This window comes from Euzebya pacifica (assembly GCF_003344865.1).
Classification (GTDB): domain Bacteria; phylum Actinomycetota; class Nitriliruptoria; order Euzebyales; family Euzebyaceae; genus Euzebya; species Euzebya pacifica.
In genome coordinates, this window is sequence record NZ_CP031165.1 from 4259568 (window position 1) to 4283330 (window position 23763).

The following is a 23763-nucleotide window of genomic DNA, read 5'->3' on the forward strand; positions in this document are numbered from 1 at the left end:
CGTCGTGAAGCTGGCTGGGTTCGAGCGGCTGTCCGAGATCGGTTCGGGCGCCTTCGGGACGGTCTATCGGGCGTGGCAGGTCGACTTCCAGCGCGAGGTCGCGATCAAGGTGCTGCACGACACGCGGGCCAGCGAGGAGGACATCAGCCGCTTCGAACGGGAGCGTCGCGTCCTGGGTGGACTGTCCAGCCATCCCCACATCGTCACCGTGCACGCCGCCGGTACCACCGAGACGGGCCACCGGTACATCGTGATGGCGTTCCTCGACCGCGGGGACTGGGCCGGTCGCATCGCCTCCACCACCCGCCTGGACGTGCCAGAGGTGCTCGACGTCGGCGTGAAGCTGTGCGGGGCGCTGGCCACCGCACACGACGCCGGCATCGTGCACCGCGACATCAAGCCCGACAACATCCTGCTGGACGAGTTCGCCGAACCGCAGCTCGCCGACTTCGGGATTGCGCGAACCCAGCAGACGCGTCAGCTCACGGTGCAGGGCGGCCTGCTCGGCACCGTCGCCTACATGGCGCCCGAGGCGTTCGACGGTGCCGTGACCCCGTCCACCGACCTGTGGTCGCTGGCAGCCACGCTCCACCATGCGCTGCTGGGCAGCCCGGCCTACCGACGGGCCGAGATGATCCAGACGATGTACGCCATCCTCAACGACGAGCTGCCGTCGCTGGTGGAGATGGGCGTCCCGCCGGTCGTGGAGGAGGCGGTCGCCGCCGGTCTGGCGCGGTCACCGTCGGACCGGCCTGCTGACGCCGCGGCGTTCGGTCGGCTCCTCCAGCAGGCACAGGCCACGCTGGGGTTGTCCCCGACGCGGCTGCTGCAGCGGGGTGTCCAGCCCGGTCCGCTCCCGACGGCCCAGGCCGTGGGTCCGTCGCCGCCCACGCGTGTGGCCGGTGAGGCCACGGACGGCCCCCCGATCACCTCCGGGCCGGCGACCGTGCCCGTCCCGGGCCTCGCGCGGTTGGAGGAGGCCCGCGTCCGATGGCTGACCGGTGACGTCCCCAGCGCCGAACAGCTGCTGGCCGAGCTGGCGGCCGACGACAACGGCATGGTTGCCGACCGGGCCCGCGTCGGCCTGGCCGAGATCGAGGCGGCACGGGGCGACGTCGGTGCCGCCATCCGCCACCTGCGGCCGCTGGTCAGCGAGCACAGTCCGGCCCGGGAGCACGCCGCCATCACCCTCAGCAGGTTGCTCGCGGCGATGGGTGACCCCGACGGGGCGATGACCAGCTTGGCCCGGGCCAGCGCGTGGCCCGGAGAGGGACGTGGCGACCTGCTCGCGGAGTACGCCGACCTGCTGCAACGCATGGGCGAGGAGAGGGAGGCACGCGATCTCATCGGTGCCGCCGCTGACCTGCCGGACGGGCAGGGACAGGGGGCCCTGCTGCTGGGGGCGGCGCTCGACCTCGCGACGGGCGACCTCGGGCGCGCCGAGGCGGTGAGCACGCGCCTGGAGTTCGAGGCCAAGGACGCCGAGACGGCTGGGCTGGCCTTGATCGTGCAGGGCAACTGCGCCGAGCGCGTCGACCCTGACCGCGCCATCGCCTGCTACCGCCGTGTCGTCGACGGGGACTTCCCCCCGGAGCCCGTGGCGATCGCGCTGCTGGAGCTGCAGGCGCTCCACCGCGACCTGGACGATGCGGAGGAGGCCACCGCGATGGCCCGTCGCCTCGTCGACGGTGGCCATCCCGTCGCCGGTCCCCTCGCCGGGGTCCTCGAGGCCGCCGAGCTGGCCGGCCGCGGAGACCTGTCGGCTGCCGAGGGCTGGCTGCGCACGGCGGAGGACCGAGGACGGCATCCGTCCAACCGGCCGGTCCTCGCCTACGGCCGGGCCGCGCTCGCGGCCGCGCGGGACGACCGTGCTGGCGTCGAGGCGGCCCTCGAACCGCTCTTCGCCGCGTACGCCACCGAACACGGCGCCGCGCTGCAGGCCGTCGCGGCGCAGCTGCTGGCCGATGCCGGCGACCCAGTGAAGGCCCGGGCGCTGCTCGAGCGGGCGCTGGACCGTGGCGGCCCCGAGCACCGAGCCGAACGGCTCCTCGTCCTGGGCCTGCTGACCGAGGCCGACGGTGACCACGAGCGTGCCGACCGCCTGTTCCGCGATGCGCTGGCGGTGGGGCATCCGACCGCCTCCCGGCAGGCACAGGTCGCCCTCGGGCGTCGCGCCCTGATCAGCGGCGACGTCGACACAGCCGAGGCGCACCTGCGTCGCGTGATCGCATCCGGCGACTGGGCCCTGGCCCCCGAGGCCAGCGTGGGCCTGGCCGAGGCGATGCTGATGAAGGGCCGTTGGTCTCGCGCGCGAGCGTTGCTGGAGACGGCCAGCGAAGCACGGTCGGTCCACGTCAGCGCCCGGGCCATGGCGATCCTCGCCGACGAGCTCGGCCACCGCGGGGAGCGGGCCCCGGCCGAGGAGCTGCTGACGCGTGCGGCGGCGCGGGCCGAGTCCGACACCGACGCGTTCGTCCTGGTGATGCGGATCCGGGCGGCGCTGCACAGCCTCGTGGGCGAGCACGACGGTGCCCGACAGGCGTACCTGCGGGCTGCCGAGCGGGCGACGCTGGGTGACCGCGAGGACCTGCTGCTCGAAGCTGCCCTCACCTACGTCGACGAGGACGACGACGTCATGGCCGTGACGGCGCTCGGGCAGCTGCTGGAGTCCGTGGACGACCCGACGGTCCTGGACCACGCGACGTTGTTCCACGCCCACGCGCGCCTTCGGCTCGGCGAGCAGGATGCGCGACGGACGATCAGGCAGGTTGCCGACGGCGGTGGCCCGGCCGCCGTCAAGGCGCTGGTGGGGCTGGCGGAGCTGTACGAGGACGAAGGACGTCCCGAGGAGGCCCGGCACCTCTACGAACGCTGGCGGGACCACGCCCCGGCGGATCCCGAGCCGCTGCGCCGCATCGCGCAGGTCCTGCTCGGCGCCGGTCGGGCGTCGGAGGCCAAGGACGCAGCGAAGACCGCCCTCGACATCGGCGGTCCGGAGGACATGGAGCCGACCCTGCTGGTCATGGGTGACGTCCACCGGGCCCTCGGGGACCACGAGGCCGCGGCGGCCTGCTGGCGGCGCGTGCTCAAGTCCGCGGACCCGGACCTGGCCGAGCATGCCGACGAACGGTTGCGATCCCTCGGGTCGGGCTGACCGTCAGCCGCTGGGCGCCGGCGAGGCGCTCGGCGGGGTGGGGGGTCCGGTCGTGGCCGACGGCGTCGGTGTGGGTGCCGGCGTCGGCGTGCTGGTCGGCGTGGCCGTCGGCGCGACCGGCGGTGGCGGGGGTGCGGGTGGTGGCGGCGCCGGCGGGGGCGGCGGCGGGGGCAGCACCGAGTTGGGTGCCGGAACCGCCGTCGGGGCCGGGCCGAGCGGCGGCTGGCCACCGAGGTCCTCGGGCGCGCAGCTGACCAGCGTCTCGCAGACCGCGCGGATCGGCGGGACGTGCAGGAGGGTCGACTCGACCGGTCCGAAGGGCCGGTAGACGTTGCTGGCCACGGCGATGACGAAGCCGTTGGCGTCGATCACCGGGGCCCCGGAGAGGTAGGAGGAGAGGTTGCCGTCCAGCAGCAGCACCCGGCCGCCCACCCCGGCGACGGACACCGGGACGTCAGCAGGCAGGTCCGGCCCTGCCACGCCGAGGATGCGGGCTCGCGTGCCCGGCTGGACCGACTCCAGCGGTGCCCGCCAGCGCAGCGGCACGATGTTGCCGACGTCGATGCGAACGGTGGCCAGGTCCACGGCGTCGTCGGTGCCGAGGACCGTGCCCGGCGTGCGGCCCGACGGCAGGTACACCTCGACCTGCGTGGCGTTGCCGACGACGGCGGTGGTGGTGACGAGGAAGGTCTGTGAGTCGTCGGAGAAGAACGCGAAGGCGTTGCCGACCGAACGCGGCCCGGCGATGGCGAAGATGCCCGCCTCGGTCGGCCCGCGGTCAGTGGGGGCTGACTCCTCCTCCCCCTCCGGCGGGTCGGCCAGTCCGAGCTCGACACGGTAGTCCTCGACCAGTCGCTCGATCTCCCCGCGTGCCTCGTCGGCAGCGGCGGAGGCGCCGCCGACTTCCTCGCGAAGCGCTTCGACCCGCTGGTTGTACACGAGGATCGTCACGCCCGCGGCGACGACGGCACCGGCCAGGGTGACGATGGCCATGAGCGGCACGATCCACAGGCCGATCCGCCGTTCGTCGCCGAACACGACCCGTCCGGCGCGGCGCGTCCTGCCCTCCGGGGCCTGCTCCTTCACCTGCTCCTCATCGCTGCGTCGGACGGCACGTCCTCGTGCGTGCCGTCCGAGAGCATAGGCGGTTGCCTACTGGGAGAGCTGTGCCCGGCCGAGCGTCAGGTCGCAGATCAGGTACTGCTTCGGGACGAAGCCGCTGGCGAGCAGGGTGTCGAGGCGCTCCAGGGCGGCGGTCGGGCTCATCCAGGTGCCGGGGTTCTCCGCGGTCTCGGCGGTGTTGTCGAAGTGGTACACGTCGAACCCGCGGGTCTGGTCGTCGGCGAAGATGTAGGCCGAGCCGTCCCCGTCCCACTCCATGACCTTGGCCGACCAGGTGTCGGAATTGTTGAAGCGGAAGAACCCGACCTCCTCCATGCCGACTCCCACGGACTGGCCCAGAACCCCGGCCGAGACCGCCACCGGCACATCGGCCAGGCCAGACAGGTCGATTACGTGCACGCCGGCGCCGAACCAGCCGATGACCAGCTTCTCCTGCTCCTCGTAGATGCGGAACACGTGGGAGGTGCAGGTGACGACGCCGATGCCGCTGACGCTGACGCCGGTGCCGGCGCCCTCGCGGACGGTGACCTCGGGGGTGAAGAACGCGCCGACCTTCTGCGGGTCGGCCTCCATGTCGCCGGTGATCTCCCAGACGTGCAGGCCGCCACCGGGGCAGACCTCGTTGCCAGCCGCGCCGGCGAGCTCGTCGTTGATGATCACGAACTCGCGGTCACCGATGGTCACCGGGTCGGACTGGTGGTGCAGGGTGACGGCCGGGTCGACGATGGAGGAGATGACGGTCGGGGCCGCCGGGTCGGTGGTGTCGATGATCATCGTCACGTCGATCGCGGCGCTGTACGCGCGGGTGCCATCGGCGGAGAAGGTGATGTCGTGGGAGTCCTCGCCCGTCGCGGAGGTGGACTCGATGCGCATGACCTCGGTCGGGTTGCTCAGGTCACGGATGTCGATGACCTCGATGCAGCCGCCGCAGCCGCCCGAGTTGGAGTTGTACATGTACTCACCGTCGGGATGGACCGACTGGTTGTGGGTGCCCTCGACGATGCGGGCGAAGCCGACGGCCTCGGGTGCGGTCGGGGTGGAGATGTCGATGAAGAGCGTGCCCGCGTCCGCGGTGACGCCGGCGTCGGCGAAGCACTGCGAGGGTGCTCGGTTGCTGCTGCCGCCCTCGACCGCGTAGGTCGCGTAGGTCCTGGTCACGGTGTCGGTCCCGTCGACCTCCTCCCGGGTGAAGACCTGGACGTCGCCCTGCAGGACGTCGCAGTGGTACTGGCTGACCAGCGCGGGCGCCTCGGGGTCGGTGATGTCGATGATCTGCAGGCCGTTGGAGTACGTCCCCGCGACGGCGTAGTCGCGGCCGTCGATGGTGGCGAACTCCACGTCGGTGCCACCGGCGATGTCGGGCGTGGACCGCTCGGCGTCGCGCAGGCTGAAGTCCCATTCGACGTTGGCGACGTGGGTCATGTTCGGCGAGCTGACCGACTCGTCGATCGGCGTCGCCACCGACACGGCCTCCGAGAGGTCGAGGACGGCCGCGCCGGCCGAGACGGCGGGCAGCAGCGAGAGGACGAAGAGGGCAGCAAGCAGCAGACGGGCGTAGCGCATGCTCACTGGTTCGACGGCGCCGCCGGTTTTCCTGCCTCCGACGGGAACTTCGACCTTCGTCGTCACGACGCGGCCGGCCTGGCTACTCCAGTGGGTCGCCCGGAATCGGGTGGCCAGCGCGCTGCAGCGCGAGCCCCTCCTCCACCGTCATGCCCTCGGGCAGGCGGGACTTGATCACCCGCGCCGGGGTGCCGACCACGATGGAGAACGGCGGGATGACGTCCTTGACCAGCGCCTGGCTGGCCACCACCGACCCGGACCCGACGTCGGCGCCCCGGAGGATGGAGGCCTTCTCGCCCACCCACACGTCCGCACCGATGCGGACCGGGGTCTTGACCAGGCCCTGCGCCTTGATGGGCACGTCGAGGCGGTCGTAGATGTGGTCGAAGTCGCAGACGTAGATCCAGTCGCCCAGCAGGGCGTTGGTCCCGATCTCGATGTCGAGGTAGGTGTTGATGACGTTGTCGCGACCCATCACGACCTTGGGCCCCAGCCGCAGGTTGCCCTCGTGGGCACGCAGCTTGTTGGCATCGCCGATCCAGCACCATGCGCCGAGGTCGAGCACCCCGTGCCCGGGACGGGCCTTCAGCTCGACCCGGCGGCCGAAGAAGACCATGCCGCCCATGCGGACCTGCGGCTGGCGCAGCCGGTGGGCGAGGAAGCGGGAGTACAGCGCGAGGTACTCCGGGGTGTACATGCGGCTCCGGACGCCGAACTCGATCGCACGCCGCCACCCCCAGCGGGTGCGGCTGGGCAGCGGCGGGACGGGCACGTCGACCCCGGCATCGGAGGCCAGGTGGGCAGCCCGGACCGTGGCCTCCTGCGCGATGGCGGCGCGGACGGCCGTGTCGGCCGCCTCCTGGGCCAGGTCACCGGCGAGCTCGCGTGCCTCGCTCGCCGACAGCTCCTCGGGCGGGGGCAGGCGCATGTCGGTACGGCCGCCGGATCCTTCCGGCGGCGGGGGCAGCTGGGGCACGGCGGCCATCGCTCGGCGCGTCAGCCCTTCGGCTTCACGGCCACGAGGATCGCGTTGTAGAAGAGGTCCTTGGGCACGACGTGGCGCAGGACGTGTTCGTCGACCCAGAACAGCGACTTCCACGCGCGGTAGGCCACCAGCGGGTAGCGGTCGGGCAGGATGCCGTCGGCCAGCATCGCCTCGGCCGTGCGGGTCAACCAGCCGAACCAGTTGGCGGTCAGCTCCTCGGTGAAGGTCTCGACCTCGTGGAAGCCGCCCCGCAGCGCAAGGTCCTGCAGCTCGGTCGGGGTGAAGATGTGCAGGTCGACATGCCACTCGAGGGCAGCCGCCTCCATCTCCTCCGCCGGCATCTGTTCCGGCGCCTTGAGGACGCGGTCACGACCGAACAGCGCCGCCGCGGTCTTCACGCCGACCCGTGCGATGCGCTTGAACTGGTTGGCGACTGCGTCGCCGAGGTAGGTCGGCTCGCCGGCGATGATCAGGCGACCGCCGGGCTTGAGGACCCGCATGAACTCGCTGAACGCGGTGTCGAGGTCGGGCACGTGATGGATGAACGCGTGGCCCATCACCAGGTCGAAGGAGTTGTCGGGGTAGGGCAACGCCTCGGCGTCAGCAGACTTGCCGTGGACCTCGATGCCCAGCCGGCGCCCGTTCTCCACGCAGACCTTCACCATCTCCTCGGAGATGTCGGTCGCGTGCGCCTCGCCGACGAACCCGGCCTGCGCCAGGTTCAGCAGGAAGAAGCCCGTGCCCGTACCGACCTCCAGCACCTTCTCGAACGCCCGGGGGCGGCCGTGCAGGGCCTTGGCGAACCGGCCCACGGCGTAGTCGATGCAGCGTTCGTCGAAGCTGATCGACCACTTGTCGTCGTAGGTTCCGGCCTCCCAGTCGTGATAGACGATGTTCGCCTCACGCGGGTCGATGGGGCTGGCTGGTTCGGCGGCCACTGGGGCTCCTCGGTGTGGGGGTGGTCTTGGGGGGGGGAACGCGGATCAGCGCTGGGTGAACTCCGCGGCGCCCTTGGCGATGAAGGCGTCCATGCCCAGCTTCTGGTCCTCGGTGGCGAAGCAGGCCGTGAACAGCGTGGTCTCCAGCCGGAGGGCCGCGTCGATGTCCATCTCGATGCCCTCGTCGATGGCCTTCTTGGCCATGCGGAGCGCGTAGGGCCCCTTGGCGTAGGCGCGGGCGGCCTCGACGGCACGGTCGTAGACCTCGTCGGCCGGGTAGACGCGGTCGACCAGGCCGAGCTGCTCGCAGGTCTGGGCGTCGTACATCTCGCCGCCGTAGACCCATTCCTTGGCCTTGGAGACGCCGATCAGGCGGGTCAGCCGCTGGCTGCCACCGGCGCCGGGGATCAGGCCGAGCTTGATCTCGGGCTGTCCGAACTTGGCGTTGTCGGCGGCGTAGCGGAAGTCGGCGGTCAGCGACAGCTCGCAGCCACCGCCCAGGGCGTAACCGTTGACGGCGGCGATGGTGACCTTGGGGATGCGGGCCAGCGTCTTGAACGACTCCTGCAGGCCACCGCCCGCGGCGAAGAACTCCTGGAAGTCCATGGCGCGCATGGCCTTGATGTCGGCACCGGCGGCGAAGACCTTGGGCCCGCCCCAGATGACGACGGCCTTGATGTCGTTGTCGTCGGTGCAGACCTGGCCGGCTTCACGAAGCTCGGCCCAGATCTGGGGGTTCAGCGCGTTGACGGGGGCACGATCCAGCCGGATCGTGGCCACGCCGTGCGCATCGGTTGTGACGGTGACGAACTCGCCCACGGGGTCTCCAGGGGTAGCGGCTCAGGTGGTCGACGGTGGAGTCTACGGGCGACCGCGGGTGCAACCCACACCGGCCCGGCCGTGGCGTCGTGGCCACCGTCCCGGGACGGCGTCCTGTCGGGGACCGCCGTTGTGGGGTCCGCCCGACCATGAAGTGACGAGTTCGTGACTTGTCCCCCGTTGGCGTATCTATCCAGCCTCGCCACTACTCTCTAGGACATGGACGTACTGCCAGCCGGTCACGAGATCGGGGGCTACCGCATCGTCCGGGTCGCAGGACGCGGCGCGGTCGGGGTGGTCTACGAGGCACGCCACGTGACCCTCGGCAAGCGGGTCGCGATCAAGACGCTGAACCGCACGTTCGCCAAGGAACAGGAGTTCCGGGCCCGCTTCGACCGCGAGGCCGAGGGGGCGGCGTCCCTGGACCATCCAAACATCACCCAGGTCTTTGACTCCGGTGAGCAGGACGGCCTGCCGTACCTGGTCATGACCTACATCGACGGGCCGGACCTCGAACGGGTGCTGGTGGACCGCGACCGACCGCTGGAGCCGGCCCAGGCGGTGCTGATCTGCCGTGCGGTGGCAGAGGCGCTGGACGCGGCGTCGGAGATCGGGCTGGCCCATCGCGATGTCAAGCCGGCCAACATCCTCCTGCAGGGGTGGGAGGAGGGCAAGGGACGCAACCCGCGGGTCTACCTGACCGACTTCGGGCTGACCAAGCACAACGCAGCGGCGACGGTGACCCGCACCGGCCAGTTCGTCGGGACGTTGCTGTACATGGCCCCCGAGCAGATCGAGGGCAAGGCCGTCCCTGCCAGCGACCAGTACTCCCTGGCCTGCGTGCTGTGGGAGTGCATCGTCGGCCTGCCTCCCTACCTCCCGGCCGGCGGGTCGAACCTGTCGTTGCTGACCGCGCACCTCTCCGACCCCATCCCGGTGCTCAGCCGTGACACCAAGGGGCGCTTCCCCACGGCAGCCGATGCCGTGCTGGCGAAGGCGATGGCCAAGAAGGCCGACGACCGGTATCCCTCGTGCACGGCGTTCATGGATGCGGCGGCCGAGGCGCTGGGGCTGGCCCCGAAGCCGCCGGAGACCCCTCGTGTGTCGTCGGGGTGGGGGTCCGCGCCTGCCAAGCCGGTCGCCGACGAACCCGACGAGGACGACTCGGGCCCGGCCCCGGTGACCACCGTGATCTCTGCGGAGCAGATGCGGGCATCCCAGACGACGCCATCGACGCGTCCGTCGCCGACATCGTCACGAGCCCCTTCGGGGACGTCGCCCCAGCAACCACCCCACCAGCAAGCTCCCCATCAGCAAGCCCCCCATCAGCAAGCCCCCCATCAGCAAGCCCCCCATCAGCAAGCCCCCCATCAGCAAGCCCCCCATCAGCAGGGCCCGGCGGCCGGGCTGGATCCGTCCGGCCGTTCGCTCCAGGGTCAGGCGTGGGGTGGAGGGCCAGCAGGCCTGCCGCCGGGACTGCCGCCGAGCGCCTACCAGGCGGGTCGGGGGTCCGGATCGGGCAGCCGTACCTGGATCGTCGTGCTGCTGCTGATCCTGCTTGCCGTCGTGGTCGGCGTCGTCGCGTTCCTGCTCGCCTCGGGCGGGGACGACAGCGCCGATGCCGGGAACGCCCCGGAATCGGCGGTCGCCGCGTCGACGGATCCCTCCGAGCCCGAGGACGTGGCGCTGCAGCCGGTGTCCGACGAAGGACAGGACGACGAAGCGGACGGTGCGGACGGAGCGGACGCCACTGCGCCCGCCGACGACGTGGGCGACGTGGGGCCCACGGATCCGACGGTGACCGACCCGACCCCCTCCTCCGTCCCTGCTGCGCAGCAGGGACGGATCGCGTTCGTGGGCGACGGTCGGGTGTGGGTCCAGGCTGCCGACGGCAGCAGCGCCCAGGAGGTGCTGGACGTGTCCGGCGCCGGTAACGGGCAGCCGGCGTGGCAGCCGGGACACGAGGCGGTGCTCGCGGTACAGGACGGCCGGCTGGTGCTGGTCGACCTCGACTCGGGAGCCAGCCAGGTCATCACCGAGGGACCGTCCCACTCCGATCCCGCATGGTTTCCCGACGGGCAACGGATCGTGTTCTCCGCGCCCGACGAGCTGGGTGGGCGAGACCTCTTCGTGACCGATCTGGAGGGCAACGTCGCACCGCTGGGGCTGTCCGCCCGGATCGACTCCGGTGACAGCCCGTCGGTGCTGAACCGTCCTGCGGTCTCCCCGCTCGACGAGTCGATCGCCTTCCACGTCAACACCGCCAACGGACTGGACATCTGGGTCCAACGGCCCGATGGCACCGTCGAGCTGGCTGCGGGCGAGCCCGGTTCCGACGACTTCCACCCGGCGTTCGGGACGAGCGGCGAGCTGATCTGGTCAAGCAACCGGTCCGGCGTCGAGCGGGTCTACGTCCGCCGTGCCGGTTCGTCGGAGGACATCGAGGTGGCCATGCCGCCGGGGGCGTCGGTCAAGGACGCCGACGTGTCCCCGTGTGGGGACGTGCTGGTGGTCCAGCTCGACGACCCGGCGGACGGTGGGTCGAGGATCGCCTACCGGGGGCTCGGGCCCGGATCCGGCCCGCTGGAACAGGTGCCGGTCCCGGAGGGTGTGGCGGACGCCACCGATCCCTCCTGGGCCGGACAGTCCTGCCCTGCCTGACTCGAGCCCTGCCTGACTCGAGCCCTGCCCGACTCGAGCCCTGCCCTAGTCGAGCCCTGCCCTAGTCGAGCCCTGCCCTAGTCGAGCCCTGCCCGAGTCGAGCCCCGCGTGACGGTCAGGCGTCCATCAGGTCTTCAGCGTCGTCGGTACCGGTGTTGGGCTCGGCGGAGATGAGCCCGGCTGCCTCGCGGACCTTCAGCTCGATCTCGGCCAGGACCTCGGGGTGCTCGAGCAGGAACTCGCCGGACTTGGCTGCCCCCTGACCGATCTGCTCACCGTCGTAGGAGTACCAGGCGCCGGCCTTGCGGATGACACCGTGCTCGACCCCGAGGTCGAGGACAGCGAGCTCGTTGGCGGCGCCGCGACCGAAGACGATCGTGAACTCCGTCACCTTGAACGGCGGGGCCACCTTGTTCTTGACGATCTTGACCTTGGTCCGGTTGCCGATGAACTGGTCGCCGTCCTTGACCGAGCCGATCCGGCGGATGTCGATACGGACCGACGCGTAGAACTTCAGCGCCTTGCCACCCGGGGTGGTCTCGGGGGAGCCGAACATCACACCGATCTTCTCGCGCAGCTGGTTGATGAAGATGATCGTGGTGCCCCCCTTCTGGGTGATCCCGGCCAGCTTCCGGAGGCCCTGGGACATCAGGCGAGCCTGCAGGCCGACGTGGGAGTCACCCATCTCGCCGTCGATCTCGGCACGGGGGGTCAGCGCCGCGACGGAGTCGATGACGATCAGGTCGACCGCCTGCGAACGAGCAAGGGTGTCGACGATCTCGAGGGCCTGCTCGCCGGAGTCGGGCTGGGAGACCAGCATGGAGTTCAGGTCGCAGCCGAGGGCCTGCGCGTAGGTCGGGTCCAGCGCGTGCTCGGCATCGATGAAGGCGGCCACGCCCCCGGCGGCCTGGACCTGGGCCAGCACGTGGAGGGCCACGGTGGTCTTTCCGGAGGACTCGGGGCCGTACATCTCGATGATGCGGCCCTTGGGCAGTCCACCGATGCCCAGGGCGATGTCGATGGGGAGGACGCCGGTGGGGATGGCCTCGAGGAGCTTCTTGGGCGATTCGCCCATGCGCATGATGGCTTCGCCGCCGAACTGCTTGCCGATGGCGCCGAGTGCGGCGTCGAGCGCCTTGGCCTTCTGCTCGGGGGTCATCCCGTTGCCCTGTGTGTTCATGATGTGAGAGCCCTTCTCCTGGTTCGCGTTCTTGGTTCCCGATGATGCCGGAGGGGTGTGACATCGCCCCGTTGGAGGTACGGCCGCTCGTGGACAACGGCGTGCTCGAGGAAGGGTGAGGCACCTTGGGAACGGCCTGATCGGTGCGTCCTGGACCGTGCGGACAGCGGCCTGACACGCCCCGGCGGAACCCGATGTCGCACCCCAGTCGTACGGTGATCCCAACGTCGAGATCGGGGTTCCGGGAGGAGGTGAGCGCGAGGATGACGGCGGTGAAAGAGGCCGAACCGACCTGGTGGGGTGGTCGCATGGGGGAGGTGTGGTTGGCGGAGGAGGACGTGGCTGCCTACCTCGCCGAGCCGCCGGCGGAGGGCGCCCGTGCCGGCGGCGGGGCGACGGCTGAGGGTGGCAGCCCGGCGTCGGAGTCCACGGCCGGTGAGGCGGCTGCTGAACCGACGGGTGGACACGGATCGGCCACGGATCCAAGGCTTGCGGACGATCCGACGGTGTTGGTCGGTGAGGTCCTCGGAGGTCTGGGTCGTCTCAACGGGTGGTTGGCGAGGGCGTCTGCTGGTCAGGACGCGGGACTGAATGGGGCTGCTGGCGGGACGGTTGACGCTGCGGCGGTGCGGCTGGTGGTGGGCGGGCTGGCCGGGATCGATGCGGCGCTGACGGCGGCCAGGTTGCGGGGCATCGTCGCGGCTGATCAGGCCGGGTTGCCGACGGTGGACGGTGCGGCGTCGTTGTCTGCGTGGGTGGCTGAAGTGTTCGGCCTGTCGGGTGGCACGGCGGCGCGGGAGGTGCGGTTGGCGATCGGGCTGCTGGATGAGGAGGCGGTGCTGGACCAGCTCCAAGCGGGGGTGATCTCACGCGATCATGCCGCCGGTCTGGTGGCGGCGGCGGAGAAGCAGGCGGCCGATCAGGACGCCGCCGCCCGGGTGGAAGCGGCACGGCAGGACGCCGAACGGGAGGAACGCCGCCGTGCCGACGAACAGGCCCAGGCAGAGGCCGCGTCGATGGCGGAGCGGATGCGGCTGGCCCGTGAGGCCGCTGCCCGGGAGGAACAGCTCGCCCGGGAGCGGGCCGAACGGGACGAACAGCAGGCCGCAGCCAACGAGGCAGCCCGCAAGGCCCGGCAGGACGCCCTGCTCGACTCGGCAGTGCAGGGGGCGTCACCGGATCAAGTACGGACCGACGCCAACCGGATGCGCGCCGCCGACGCGGCGGCGCTGGAGCGGGCGGTGGCGGCGCAGCGGGCCCGCCGCTCCGTCACCTTCCGACCCGATGGGATCACCGGGCAGCGGGTGATGCGGGTGGTGCTGACCGATGCCGACTACGAGCTGGTCCAGTCCGGCATCGAAGCCGCCCACACCTTCGACCCACCAGGCACCCCCGAAGACGAACGGCGAACGGCTGTGCAGCGGCGCTACGACGCCTTCCTCGATCTGCTGGCTGCTGGACTCAAGGCGGGGGAGCTGCCGACCTCCCGTGGGACCAAGCCCCACGTGACCGTCACCGTCCCGCTGGCGACCCTGACGGGGGAGGCGGAGGTGGCGGGTGTCGGTGGGTTCGGGACGGTGATCTCGCCGGAGACGGTCCGTCGGTGGGCGTGTGATGCCCGGTTGACCCGGGCGATCGTCGACTCGGCCGGGATGCCGTTGGACATCGGTCGGACCACCAGGGCGTGGACGACCGCGCAGCACACCGCCGCGGAGCAGCTGTTCGGTGGCTGTGCGTTTCCCATCGCGGATCGGACACCGTGTGGCCGGCCGATCGGCTGGACCGATCTGCATCACGTCATCTGGTGGCGCCACGACGGCCCCACCGACCAGGACAACGGGGTGTCGCTGTGTCGGCACCACCACAACGCCGTGCACCACGACGGCTGGCAGCTGTCCTTCGACCTGCCCACCGGCACCGTCACCGTGCAACGGACCGCAGACGGCCGCACCGTCAGACGACGAGCCCGGTTCCCCCACGACAACCCCAGACGCAGCCTCGGACAGGGCACCCCCGACCAGCCAGATCCCAACGGACCTGATCCCAACCGGGCTGGTCCAGCCGGGCTTGGTCTCGACCGGGCTGATCCAGACCAAGCTGACCCTGGCCGCGGCGACCCTGACGGGGACGATCCCGATGATGGGCGATTGCCGATCTGACCCGCACCCCGCCGCCGGCGGGGCCGTCGGGCTGTCCCGAAGCGCGCCCGAGGCCCGAGGGGCCCTTCCCATCGAGGGCTCGTGCCTGCCGGCGGGCTGCGCGTCCAACCGGGCCGCGGCTCACGGCACAGGGGAGTCCCGGAGTCGCCGACCCCGCCCGCTCTGTCTAGCGGATGGGGGCGGAGAAGTCCTCCAGCATCGCGCCGCTGACGCCGAGGGCGTTGTCGGGACGCTCGACCACACGATGCACCAGGTCGAGGGCGGCGGGCGGAAGCGGCTCGCCGTCGGCGGCGGGCACCACGTCGGCCAACGCGCCGACGAGCTCCGCGGTCGTCACCCGGACCGGCCCTGCGACGTCGACGACCACGTGGAGGGACGTGTCCAGCTCGCGCTCGGCGTCGGCCAGCACGGCAGCCATCGCCACGTCATCGGCGGCGATCGGCCAGTGGGCACCCGGTGCCCCCTCCCCTGCCGCGCCTGCGGCCAGCGCCACCGTCAACGGGTCGTCGTGCCCGTACAGCAGGGCCGACCTGAGCACGACCGACTCCATCGGTGCGTCGGCAGCCAGCGACTCGGCCTCGGCAAGCGCCTCCAGCCATGCGTTGTCGCCCGGCTCGGACGCCGCCAGGTCGCTGAGCAGCACCAGCCGTCGACACCCGGCACCGATCGCGGCGCTGATGACGGTCGCGACGCGGTCGAGATGCACGTCGGGATCGTCCGTCGGACGACCCGCCAGCAGCAGGACGGTGTGCACCTGCTCCAGGGCGGTCTCCAGGTGGGCTTCGTCGTCGAGGAACCCGTGCGCCACCTTGCAGCCCATCGCGCGGAAGGTGTCCGGGTCGGCCAGGCGCTCCTCCCCACCACCGTCGGGCGCGGCCGCCTGCACGAAGACACGCACCTCACCTCCGCGGGGAACCAGCAGCTCCACGGCACGACGACCGACGACGTTCTCGACTCCCACGACCATGACCGGCATACCGACACCGTAGCGAGCGTCCCGACGCGATACCCGGTCTCAACCCTGACCGTCCACCCCGAGCGGGATTGGGACCGCACCCGATCGGGGGTATACAAACTGACCAGAGTCAGTTGACCTGAAAGGATCGCAGTGGACCTCCGAGAAACGCCAGAGATGCAGGCCTTCCGCGAGGAGGTGTCCACCTGGCTGGCCGCCAACGTGCCCGACCTGCCCCCCGTGAAGGGCAAGGAGGACTTCGAGCTGTACCGGACCTGGGAGCGCGCGCTCTTCGACGCCGGGTACGCCGCGATCCACTGGCCCAAGGCGTTCGGTGGGCGTGACGCCGACCTGATGACCCAGGCGGTCTTCGCCGAGGAGTACGCCAAGGCCAACGGCCCCCAGCGCATCAACACCCTGGGGCTGGGGCTGGCCGGCCCGACCCTGATGGTCCACGGCACCCCCGAGCAGCAGGCCCAGTGGCTGCCCGGGATCCTGTCCTGCGAGGACATCTGGTGCCAGGGCTTCTCCGAACCGGACGCCGGCTCGGACCTGGCGGCGATCCGCACCACCGCGGTCCTCGAGGACGACCACTACGTCGTCAACGGCCAGAAGATCTGGACTTCCGGCGGCCGCTTCGCCGACTGGATCTTCACCCTCGTCCGGACCAACCCCGACGTGCCCAAGCACAAGGGCATCACCTACCTGATGATCGACATGTCCACGCCGGGCATCGAGGTCCGTCCGATCAACCAGATCAACAACGACGCCGGGTTCGCCGAGGTCTTCTTCGACGACGTCCGCGTCCCCGCCGAGAACGTCGTGGGCGGCGTCGACAACGGCTGGGCCGTGGCCATGACAACGCTGTCGTTCGAGCGCGGCACCGGGCTGGGCAGCCACGTGCGCTTCCAGAAGGACCTCGACGGCCTCGTCGACATCGTCCGCACCGTCGGCGCCGAGGACGACCCGAAGGTCCGCGACCGCATCGCCGCCCTCCACGTCCGCAACCAGGTGTTCCGCCGCAACGGCCAGCGAACCCTCACCTCCATCACCAACGGCAAGCCCGTCGGCCCCGAGGCCAGCCTCAACAAGCTGTTCTGGTCCACGATGGAGCGCGACATCTTCGAGACCGGCATGGACGTCATGGGCCCGCTCGCCGAGCTCGCCCCCGACGCCGACGCGGCCGTCGACCACGGCACGTGGCACAAGAAGTACTGGTACTCCCGTGCCGCCTGCATCTACGCCGGCACGACGCAGATCCAGAAGAACATCATCGCGGAACGCGTCCTCGGGCTGCCGAAGGAACCGCGTCCGGCCGGTACGAAGTAGAGGAGCGACACCATGCAGTTCGACTTCACCGACGACGCCAAGGACCTGGCGTCGGGTGCACGTGAGTTCCTGACCGGCGAGTACCCGGCCTCCGTCGTCCGCGCGGCGTGGGAGTCCGAGTCCGGCCGTGACCCCAAGCGCTGGGCACAGCTGGCCGAGACCGGCTTCGTCGGCGTGGCCATCCCCGAGGAGCACGGTGGCCTCGGCATGGGCGACGTCGAGATGTCGCTCCTCCTGGAGGAGGCCGGACGGGCGAACCTGCCAGAGCCCTTCCTCGAGGTGGCCGCCGTCGCCGCACCGACGATCGCCGACTACGGCTCCGAGGAGCTCGTGGCCGAGTGGCTGCCGAAGATCGCCGCTGGCGAGGCCATCGTGACGGTCCAGCTCGGTGGTGCCCCGCTCGTCGCCGACGCCCACATCGCCGACGCGCTGCTGGTCGAGGTCGACGGTGCCCTGCACCTGACCACCGAGTTCGAGGCATCCCCACAGGCGTCGCTGGACGGTGCCCGGCGGGTCTTCACCGTCGAGGCCACGACCGGCTCCGACACCCTCCTGACCGATGACCCCGCCGCCGCGGCGAGGGCGTTCGACCGTGCAGCCACGGCCACGGCCGCCTGGCTGAACGGCATCGGCCAGCAGGTGCTGGAGATGAGCGTCGCCTACGTCATGGAGCGCGAGCAGTTCGGCCGCCCGGTCGGTTCGTTCCAGGCGGTCAAGCACCTGCTCGCCGAGACGGTGCTGGAGGTCGAGACCTCACGCGCCGCCACCTGGTACGCCGCCTACGCCGTCCAGCACGACCTGGAGGACCGGGTCGAGGCGGTCAGCGTCGCGAAGTCCTTCGCCTCCGACGCCGAGCGCACGGCCAACACCAACTCGCTGCAGGCCCATGGCGGCATCGGCTTCACGTGGGAGCACGACCTGCACCTGTGGCTCAAGCGCGGCAAGGCGCTGGAGGGGGCCTACGGCACGGCGTCGTGGCACCGCGGTCGCATCGCCGACCTGGTCTTCGGCTAGGCCACACCGATCACCCGACGGGCTCGCCACACGGCGGGCCCGTCGTCGTGTTCCAGGACCCCACCTTCTCGACGGATCGTGCCCGCAACCCCCCATGGGTGGGTTGGGCCCCGATCGCGCCGGCTCCCACCTGCCGAGCCGGCTCCCACCCGCCGAGCCGGTTGCCACCCGCCGAGCCGGCCTAGCGCGCCGAGCCCGCCGAGCCGGCCGAGCCCGTCAGCAGGCGGCTTGGCCGAGGGTGCGGGCGATGCGCGTCATCACGTCGTCGGTGACCAGGTCGTGGCCGCCGACGGCGAGGGGTTGTGCGCCCAGGCCGCAGATGCGCAGCTCGACCAGGCCGGGCAGGACGTCGCCGTGTTCGCCCTCCACCGGCACGAACACCCCGGCGGTGGCGCCGACGATCGGTACGGCAGAGAGGATGTGGGCGAAGCCGTCGTCCCGCCGGACGTTGACGGCCACCGCGGTGTCCGGCGGCGCCTGTCCACGCGCAGCCAGCTCCTGGCGGTGGAACGCGGCGATCTGGCTGCCGGTCTCGGCCCTGCTGGCACCGGCGAGCCGCTGGACGTCATCGGCCCCGCTCGCCCGTGCCGCCGCGTCGACCACGGTGTCGCTCACCGCCGAGGGCCCACCGACGACGAGCAACCGGTCAACCGACATCGCCTGCAGGGCCGCCTCCACCTCCTCGGGCATCCGGTCGGCGGGCACCAGCAGGATCGGATACCCCCACCAGACCGACAGCTGACCCGCGAGCACCGCATCGGGCCACGCGCCGGACGTCGCCAGCACAACCGTGCCGAACGGTGGACGACCGTCCTTGCCGTACCGTTCCACGACCTCCTCGGCGATGGCCACGGCCGTGGTCTCACGGCTGTCGCCGGCCAGTCGGATCGGCACGAACCCCTCCGCCCGCACCGCCTCGACCGCGTCCTCGGGAACCGCCATCCGACCGCCGAGGACGTAGACCGTCGCGCCGGGGCGAAGCGCACGCCGCAGCTCCTCGCGTGTGGCCTCGGCCAACGGCCCCTGTGCGGAGGTGAACAGCAGCGGGCCCCGGCCGTAGAGCAGGGCGCTGCCGGCCAGGCCATCGGGGAACGCGTCGTCCCGGGTGATGACCGCGACGTCGCTGCTGGCCTCGGCGAAGACGGCCCGGGAAGATGCAACGGCCTGCTCGATCGGGGAGGTCGTGTCCGGGTCACCGGCGACACGCACGACCCGGTCGACCAGCGACGGGTCGTCCTCGGGCACGGTCGGCCCGACCAGGCCCGCGATCACGTCGTCGATGAAGGGCCGAGCCGCCGACACGCTGGCGTACACCCCGGGCTGGCCCACGCCGCACTCCGTCGAGCCGAACGCGGTGATGCCGAACTGCTCGGCCGGTTCGTCGACGACGGGGAACAACAGCGGACCGCCCGAGTCGCCACGGCAGGCGTCGGGCTCGGGGGCGTCCTCGGTCCCTCCCCCACCCGCACAGATGTGCAGGGACGGGTCGGGCGACGGGTCGAACGCATCGGCGCAAGCGTCCGCCGCGACGATCGGCACGTGGGCCTCGTGCAGCACCGCGGTCGAGGAGGACGACGCCTCGGGCCCGGGGCCGGTTCGACCCCAGCCGAGGATGACGCCGACCGTGTCGGGGTCGGGGGTGGCCCTGCCGGCTTCGGCAAGCCGCTGGATCGGCACCTCCAGGGGGGCGTCCACACGCAGCAGCGCCACGTCGTTTCGATGGCTGGCCGCCATGAAGTCGGGGTGCACGTAGAGGTCGACGCCGAGGCGGTCGGTGCCGACGCTGCGATCGGTCAGGTCCGCCCGGCCGGCGACGACCCGCACGTCAGCCGCCGTGCGCGACTGCTCGCCGGTGATGGAGGAGAAGCAGTGGGCGGCGGTCAGCACCAGGTCCTCGGCGACGGCGGTCCCGGTGCAGAACTGTCCGGCGACGTCGTCGGTTGCGTCGGCCCGGATCAGCGCGACCGTCGAGGGCCACGCCGCGGGATCAGCGGGGCCGCCGCCGACCACCGCCCATTCCGAGGCAAACGCGGGCACGACAAGTGCGGCCACCAGCAGTCCCAGCAGGGACAGAGCGGCAGCCGCGCGAGCTGAGAAGAAGGGGAATCCGCGAACCATCGCAGCCCTTGGACGAACGACGGGCCCCCGACGGTGCGGGTGCCCCCATGATGGATGGCATGAGCGACGCGGTGACCCTGTTCCACGACCTGACCTCCCCGGCGGCGGCCGTGGCCGTGATGCGCCTGACCTCGCTGGCAGTCGACGGGGTGCCGATCGCCTTCGAGGGCTTCGAAGCCATCGGCATCGACATGGCGATGCCGGTCGACCTCGACACCCTCGCCGTGATCGACCGCCTGGCGCCGGTGGCCGAGGCAGAGGGCCTCCTGCTGCGCCGTCCGAGGACCCTGCCGCCGACCGGGTTGGCGCACGTGCTGCTCGCCCACGGCGAGACCACCGAGCGGGCCCACGAGCTGCGGATCGCGGTCTACCGGGCGTTCTGGGAGCAGCAGCAGACCATCGACGACATCGACACGCTCGTCGCGATCGCCGCCGACGTCGGGCTGGACGAGCCAACGGTGGCCGAGCTGCTGGGTGATCGCGTGGCCCTGGCCTCCCGCCGACGCCTGATGGCCACCCACCGTCGCGACGGCGTGGGCGGGGTACCGGTCATCCTGGCCAGCCGCACCCTCGTGCCCGGGCTGCTCGACGCCGACCAGGTCCGAGCCCTTGCCGCGGCGGTCTGACGTCCTCCTCACCGCGCCTCCCACCTCGCCGACCGTTTCGCGCAAGACTGGGACACCATGCGTGTGATCGCCGGCCGATACGAGATCCGCGAGTCCTTGGGCTCGGGGGGCATGGCCAACGTCCACAGGGCGCGTGACCGGGTCCTGGACCGCGACATCGCGCTCAAGCTGCTGCGCGAGGACATCGGCAAGGACGCGACCCTGCGAGAGCGGTTCCTGCGGGAGGCCCGCCTCGCCGGCTCGCTGAACCACCGCAACATCGTCCGCGTGTACGACGCCGGGGTGGACCACGAGACCCCCTGGATGGCGATGGAGCTCGTCGACGGCCCTTCGCTCCGGGAACACATGACCGAGATCGGTCCCTACCCGGCCGACGACGCGGTCACCGCCATGGCCGAGATCCTGTCCGCGCTGGAGGCCGCCCACGAGACGGGGGTGGTCCATCGTGACATCAAGCCCGCCAACATCCTGCTGGCCCCCGACGGCGCCAAGCTCGGGGACTTCGGCATCGCCAAGTCCTTGGTCGCCGCCGGCCGGGACCTGACGCAGTTCAACCAGTTCCTCGGGACGCCCAAGTACACCGCCCCCGAGGTCGCCACGGGCGAGGCCGCCACCACTCGCTCCGACCTGTACTCCGCCGGGGTGGTCTTCTGGGAGATGCTGGCCGGCCATCCGCCGTTCGAGCACGCCAACCCGCTGACGCTGGCGATGATGCACCGCACCGACCCCCTTCCGTCCCTCCTCGAGGTCAGGGCGGGACTGGATCCCCAGCTGGTGTCCACGATCGAGGCCGCGCTGGCGAAGGATCCCGCGGACCGGCCCCGTGACGCCGGAACCATGCGCGGCATGCTCCTGGCTGGGGCTGCCGGTGCGCCCGCTGCCGCATCGGCGGCCACGAGGGCGATCCCGGTGCTGCCGCCGGTGGCACGCCCCGCTCCCCCAGGTAGGGACCGACCCGCACAGCCCAACCGACCTGCACAGCCCAACGGACCCGACGGTCGGACCGAGACGCTGGTGACGGCGTTGCCGCCTCGCTCGGCACCGGCCCCCCGCCAGTCCCCGCCGGCCCGGTCCGGCGGCCGGGGCGTTGCCAGCACGGTCTGGACGATCCTGGCGTTCGCGGCGCTGGTCGGGATCGCCGTTGCCGCCTTCGTCGCCGCGTCATCGGACTCCGACGGCACCCCCGAGCCCACGACCACTCCCTCCGTCGTGCCCACCACGCCATCGACCACCGAGCCCGGGGCGACCACCGCGCCCGAGGTGCCGGCCGAGCCAACGGTCGTCCCGACCACGCCGGAACCCACCGAGGAGCCCGAACCGGAGCCCACGGAGGAACCCGAACCCGAGCCGACGGCCACCCCGACGCCAGCACCAACCGCGCCGGAACCGACCTCGGAGCCGACACAACCACCCGGACAGCTGGTCCCGATCCCGCTGCCCGACGCGCAGACCAACGACGACGAGTCTGCGGACTCCGGCCAGGACGAGCCCACCGCGGCGCCGAGCTGACAGCACCCCGCCACGTGGCGGGGCGCCCCGTCGGGCCCGTGAACGCCTAGACGATCCCCGCTGGCAGCGCCGCAGCGGCGGTCCACTGTCGGGGGGACTGGCCGTACATCCGCTTGAACTCCCGGCTGAACTGCGACGGGCTCGCGTACCCGACCGCCATCGCCGCTTCGGACACGTTCATCCCGCTGGCCATCCTCGTGGCGGCGGTGTTCAGCCGCATCGACTTCACGAACTGGATGGGCGACATGGTCGTGGCCTGCTTGAACTTGCGGTGGAACGTGGCGCGGCTCATCCCCACCTGGGCGGCCATGTCATCGATGGTGACCGGTTCCTCGAGGCGGGTGGACACGTACTCGATGGCCCTGGCGATCTCGTTGCCCACGCCGAACGCGCGGCGTGCGGTGTCGCCCGCCTCGCCCTTCAGCAGGGCGTAGTACACCTCTCTGAGCCTGCCCTCCCCGAGCACGGCCATGTCTGCCGGGTTGCCCGTCAGCTGCAGCAGTCGCAGCAACGCGTCGGTGAACGCGTCGTCCCAGTGGGCCAGCGCGATCCCCTGGGGCAGCGGGCCGCCCCTGGGGGCCCGGATGGCCCCGGCCGCGTGCTCCATCTCGATGGCCAGCTCCGTCATCACCTTCGTGTCCAGTGAGATCTGCACCCCCAGGAGGGGGTTGTCCGGCGACGCGGTGGGCGTTCCCGCCTCGACTGGCATCGACATGGCGCAGCACAGGTACCGGCTGTGGTCGTACACGTAGGACCGACCGTCCAGGACGGCTTCCTTGACCCCGCTCGTGATCGCCACGACAGAGGGTTCGTACACCGCGGGGGCGCAGCGCACCGGCTCGCTGACCCGGAAGAGCTGCACGCCCTTGACCCCGACGTCCGTCAGGCCGTCCTCCTCGACCAGGTCATCGATGAGTCGCGCGATCCGTTCCCTGCTCATGCTCGGCAAGGTAGCACGCCCCCGGCCGCCCACGAAGCAGAGTGAGAGGATCGAGCACGTACGCGCGCTGTTTCGGCATATTGGGTGCTCGTCGTGAGAGTCATCCGTGGACGCGGCGGTGCCGGCTGCCGCGTTCGACGCGTCGTGGGAAGCCGATCGGCATCGAAGAAGGCTAAGGGCGGTCACGCGACATCCGATCAAGGACTACTGCCCCCACCCCCAGGAGACGCCGGCCATGGCCCAACTGCTGATCGTCGCAGCCTTCGGACTGCTGCTCGCCCGTTGGAGCGGTGGCACGGCATCGGTCGTCGATGGCGACACGTCCCTCGCGGCGGTCGACCTGCCCGAGGACATCTGGGCCGCTTTCGACGCCGTGGAGGGCACCACCGACACGCTGCTGGCCCCACCGCGCCGGGCCCTGACGACCGTCGGGGCACTCGTCGTCGGACAGGGCGGCTACGTCGCCACCGCAGCCGCGCTGCGCGACGGCGAGGACGCCATCTGGCTGGACGCGGCGGCCGTGGTGCACCCCACGAGGGTGGAGGGCCGCATCGCCATCCGTCGGGACGTGGACGGGTACCACCTCCAGCGACACCGTCCCATGGCCCCGCGCCGCGACGCCGCACAGGCTCGCGCCCGCGTGCGCATCGACAGCCTCTTCGACTGACGGACCGGGCCCGACGCAAGAGCA

General features: G+C 71.4%; 17 protein-coding genes. 8 read left to right on the plus strand and 9 right to left on the minus strand.

Annotated features, from left to right (window positions below; translation table 11 throughout):
- Positions 1-4 precede the first annotated feature (4 nt).
- Positions 5-3154 carry a serine/threonine-protein kinase gene (locus tag DVS28_RS18220; protein ID WP_164710730.1) on the plus strand — a complete coding sequence of 1050 codons (3150 nt, stop codon included), beginning with the start codon at positions 5-7 and terminating at the stop codon, positions 3152-3154.
- A gap of 3 nt (positions 3155-3157) precedes the next feature.
- Here DVS28_RS18220 and DVS28_RS18225 read toward each other — a convergent pair whose 3' ends face one another.
- The 5 genes from DVS28_RS18225 to DVS28_RS18245 form a co-directional block, all read right to left on the minus strand.
- Positions 3158-4240: a trypsin-like peptidase domain-containing protein gene (locus tag DVS28_RS18225; RefSeq protein WP_114592731.1), complete on the minus strand. Its 1083-nt coding sequence runs from the start codon at positions 4238-4240 to the stop codon at positions 3158-3160.
- A gap of 66 nt (positions 4241-4306) precedes the next feature.
- Positions 4307-5839, minus strand: coding sequence for an LVIVD repeat-containing protein (locus DVS28_RS18230; protein WP_114592732.1), 1533 nt, complete (start codon positions 5837-5839; stop codon positions 4307-4309).
- A gap of 82 nt (positions 5840-5921) precedes the next feature.
- The gene (locus DVS28_RS18235; RefSeq protein ID WP_114592733.1) at positions 5922-6824 is read right to left on the minus strand and encodes an acyltransferase; all 903 of its coding nucleotides are present in this window, start codon (positions 6822-6824) and stop codon (positions 5922-5924) included.
- A gap of 11 nt (positions 6825-6835) precedes the next feature.
- Positions 6836-7762, minus strand: a complete 927-nt coding sequence (locus DVS28_RS18240) for a class I SAM-dependent methyltransferase (RefSeq protein ID WP_114592734.1) — start codon at positions 7760-7762, stop codon at positions 6836-6838.
- Between the two features lie 45 nt (positions 7763-7807).
- Entirely contained in the window at positions 7808-8581 is a 774-nt protein-coding gene (locus DVS28_RS18245) for an enoyl-CoA hydratase/isomerase family protein (RefSeq protein ID WP_114592735.1), read from the minus strand.
- Between the two features lie 219 nt (positions 8582-8800).
- Between DVS28_RS18245 and DVS28_RS18250 the strand changes: the two genes are divergently transcribed.
- On the plus strand, positions 8801-11242 hold the full coding sequence (locus tag DVS28_RS18250; RefSeq protein ID WP_114592736.1) for a protein kinase domain-containing protein: 2442 nt from the start codon (positions 8801-8803) through the stop codon (positions 11240-11242).
- 115 nt (positions 11243-11357) lie between these two features.
- On the opposite strand, the gene recA is transcribed toward DVS28_RS18250, so the two are convergent.
- Positions 11358-12422, minus strand: coding sequence for a recombinase RecA (gene recA, locus DVS28_RS18255; RefSeq protein WP_281273481.1), 1065 nt, complete (start codon positions 12420-12422; stop codon positions 11358-11360).
- 272 nt (positions 12423-12694) lie between these two features.
- On the opposite strand from recA, the gene DVS28_RS18260 reads away from it, so the two are divergent.
- Entirely contained in the window at positions 12695-14581 is a 1887-nt protein-coding gene (locus tag DVS28_RS18260; RefSeq protein ID WP_216826134.1) for an HNH endonuclease, read from the plus strand.
- A 166-nt stretch (positions 14582-14747) separates the two neighbouring features.
- Here DVS28_RS18260 and DVS28_RS18265 read toward each other — a convergent pair whose 3' ends face one another.
- Complete coding sequence (locus DVS28_RS18265) at positions 14748-15557, minus strand: NAD(P)H-binding protein (RefSeq protein ID WP_114592738.1); 810 nt, start codon at positions 15555-15557, stop codon at positions 14748-14750.
- Between the two features lie 156 nt (positions 15558-15713).
- Between DVS28_RS18265 and DVS28_RS18270 the strand changes: the two genes are divergently transcribed.
- Positions 15714-16865, plus strand: a complete 1152-nt coding sequence (locus tag DVS28_RS18270; RefSeq protein WP_114592739.1) for an acyl-CoA dehydrogenase — start codon at positions 15714-15716, stop codon at positions 16863-16865.
- A 12-nt stretch (positions 16866-16877) separates the two neighbouring features.
- Positions 16878-17879: an acyl-CoA dehydrogenase family protein gene (locus tag DVS28_RS18275; RefSeq protein ID WP_114592740.1), complete on the plus strand. Its 1002-nt coding sequence runs from the start codon at positions 16878-16880 to the stop codon at positions 17877-17879.
- A 216-nt stretch (positions 17880-18095) separates the two neighbouring features.
- Here DVS28_RS18275 and DVS28_RS18280 read toward each other — a convergent pair whose 3' ends face one another.
- Positions 18096-19997: a trypsin-like serine protease gene (locus DVS28_RS18280; RefSeq protein WP_114592741.1), complete on the minus strand. Its 1902-nt coding sequence runs from the start codon at positions 19995-19997 to the stop codon at positions 18096-18098.
- Positions 19998-20056: 59 nt separating this feature from the next.
- Between DVS28_RS18280 and DVS28_RS18285 the strand changes: the two genes are divergently transcribed.
- Both DVS28_RS18285 and DVS28_RS18290 read left to right on the plus strand, forming a co-directional pair.
- Complete coding sequence (locus DVS28_RS18285) at positions 20057-20623, plus strand: DsbA family oxidoreductase (protein WP_164710733.1); 567 nt, start codon at positions 20057-20059, stop codon at positions 20621-20623.
- Positions 20624-20680: 57 nt separating this feature from the next.
- On the plus strand, positions 20681-22132 hold the full coding sequence (locus DVS28_RS18290; protein ID WP_114592743.1) for a serine/threonine-protein kinase: 1452 nt from the start codon (positions 20681-20683) through the stop codon (positions 22130-22132).
- Positions 22133-22178: 46 nt separating this feature from the next.
- Here the strand turns inward: DVS28_RS18290 and DVS28_RS18295 are convergent, their stop codons facing one another.
- A complete protein-coding gene (locus DVS28_RS18295; RefSeq protein ID WP_114592744.1) occupies positions 22179-23072 on the minus strand; it encodes an AraC family transcriptional regulator in 894 nt (297 codons plus the stop codon).
- A 235-nt stretch (positions 23073-23307) separates the two neighbouring features.
- Between DVS28_RS18295 and DVS28_RS18300 the strand changes: the two genes are divergently transcribed.
- Positions 23308-23739, plus strand: a complete 432-nt coding sequence (locus DVS28_RS18300; protein WP_114592745.1) for a hypothetical protein — start codon at positions 23308-23310, stop codon at positions 23737-23739.
- Positions 23740-23763: the final 24 nt, after the last annotated feature.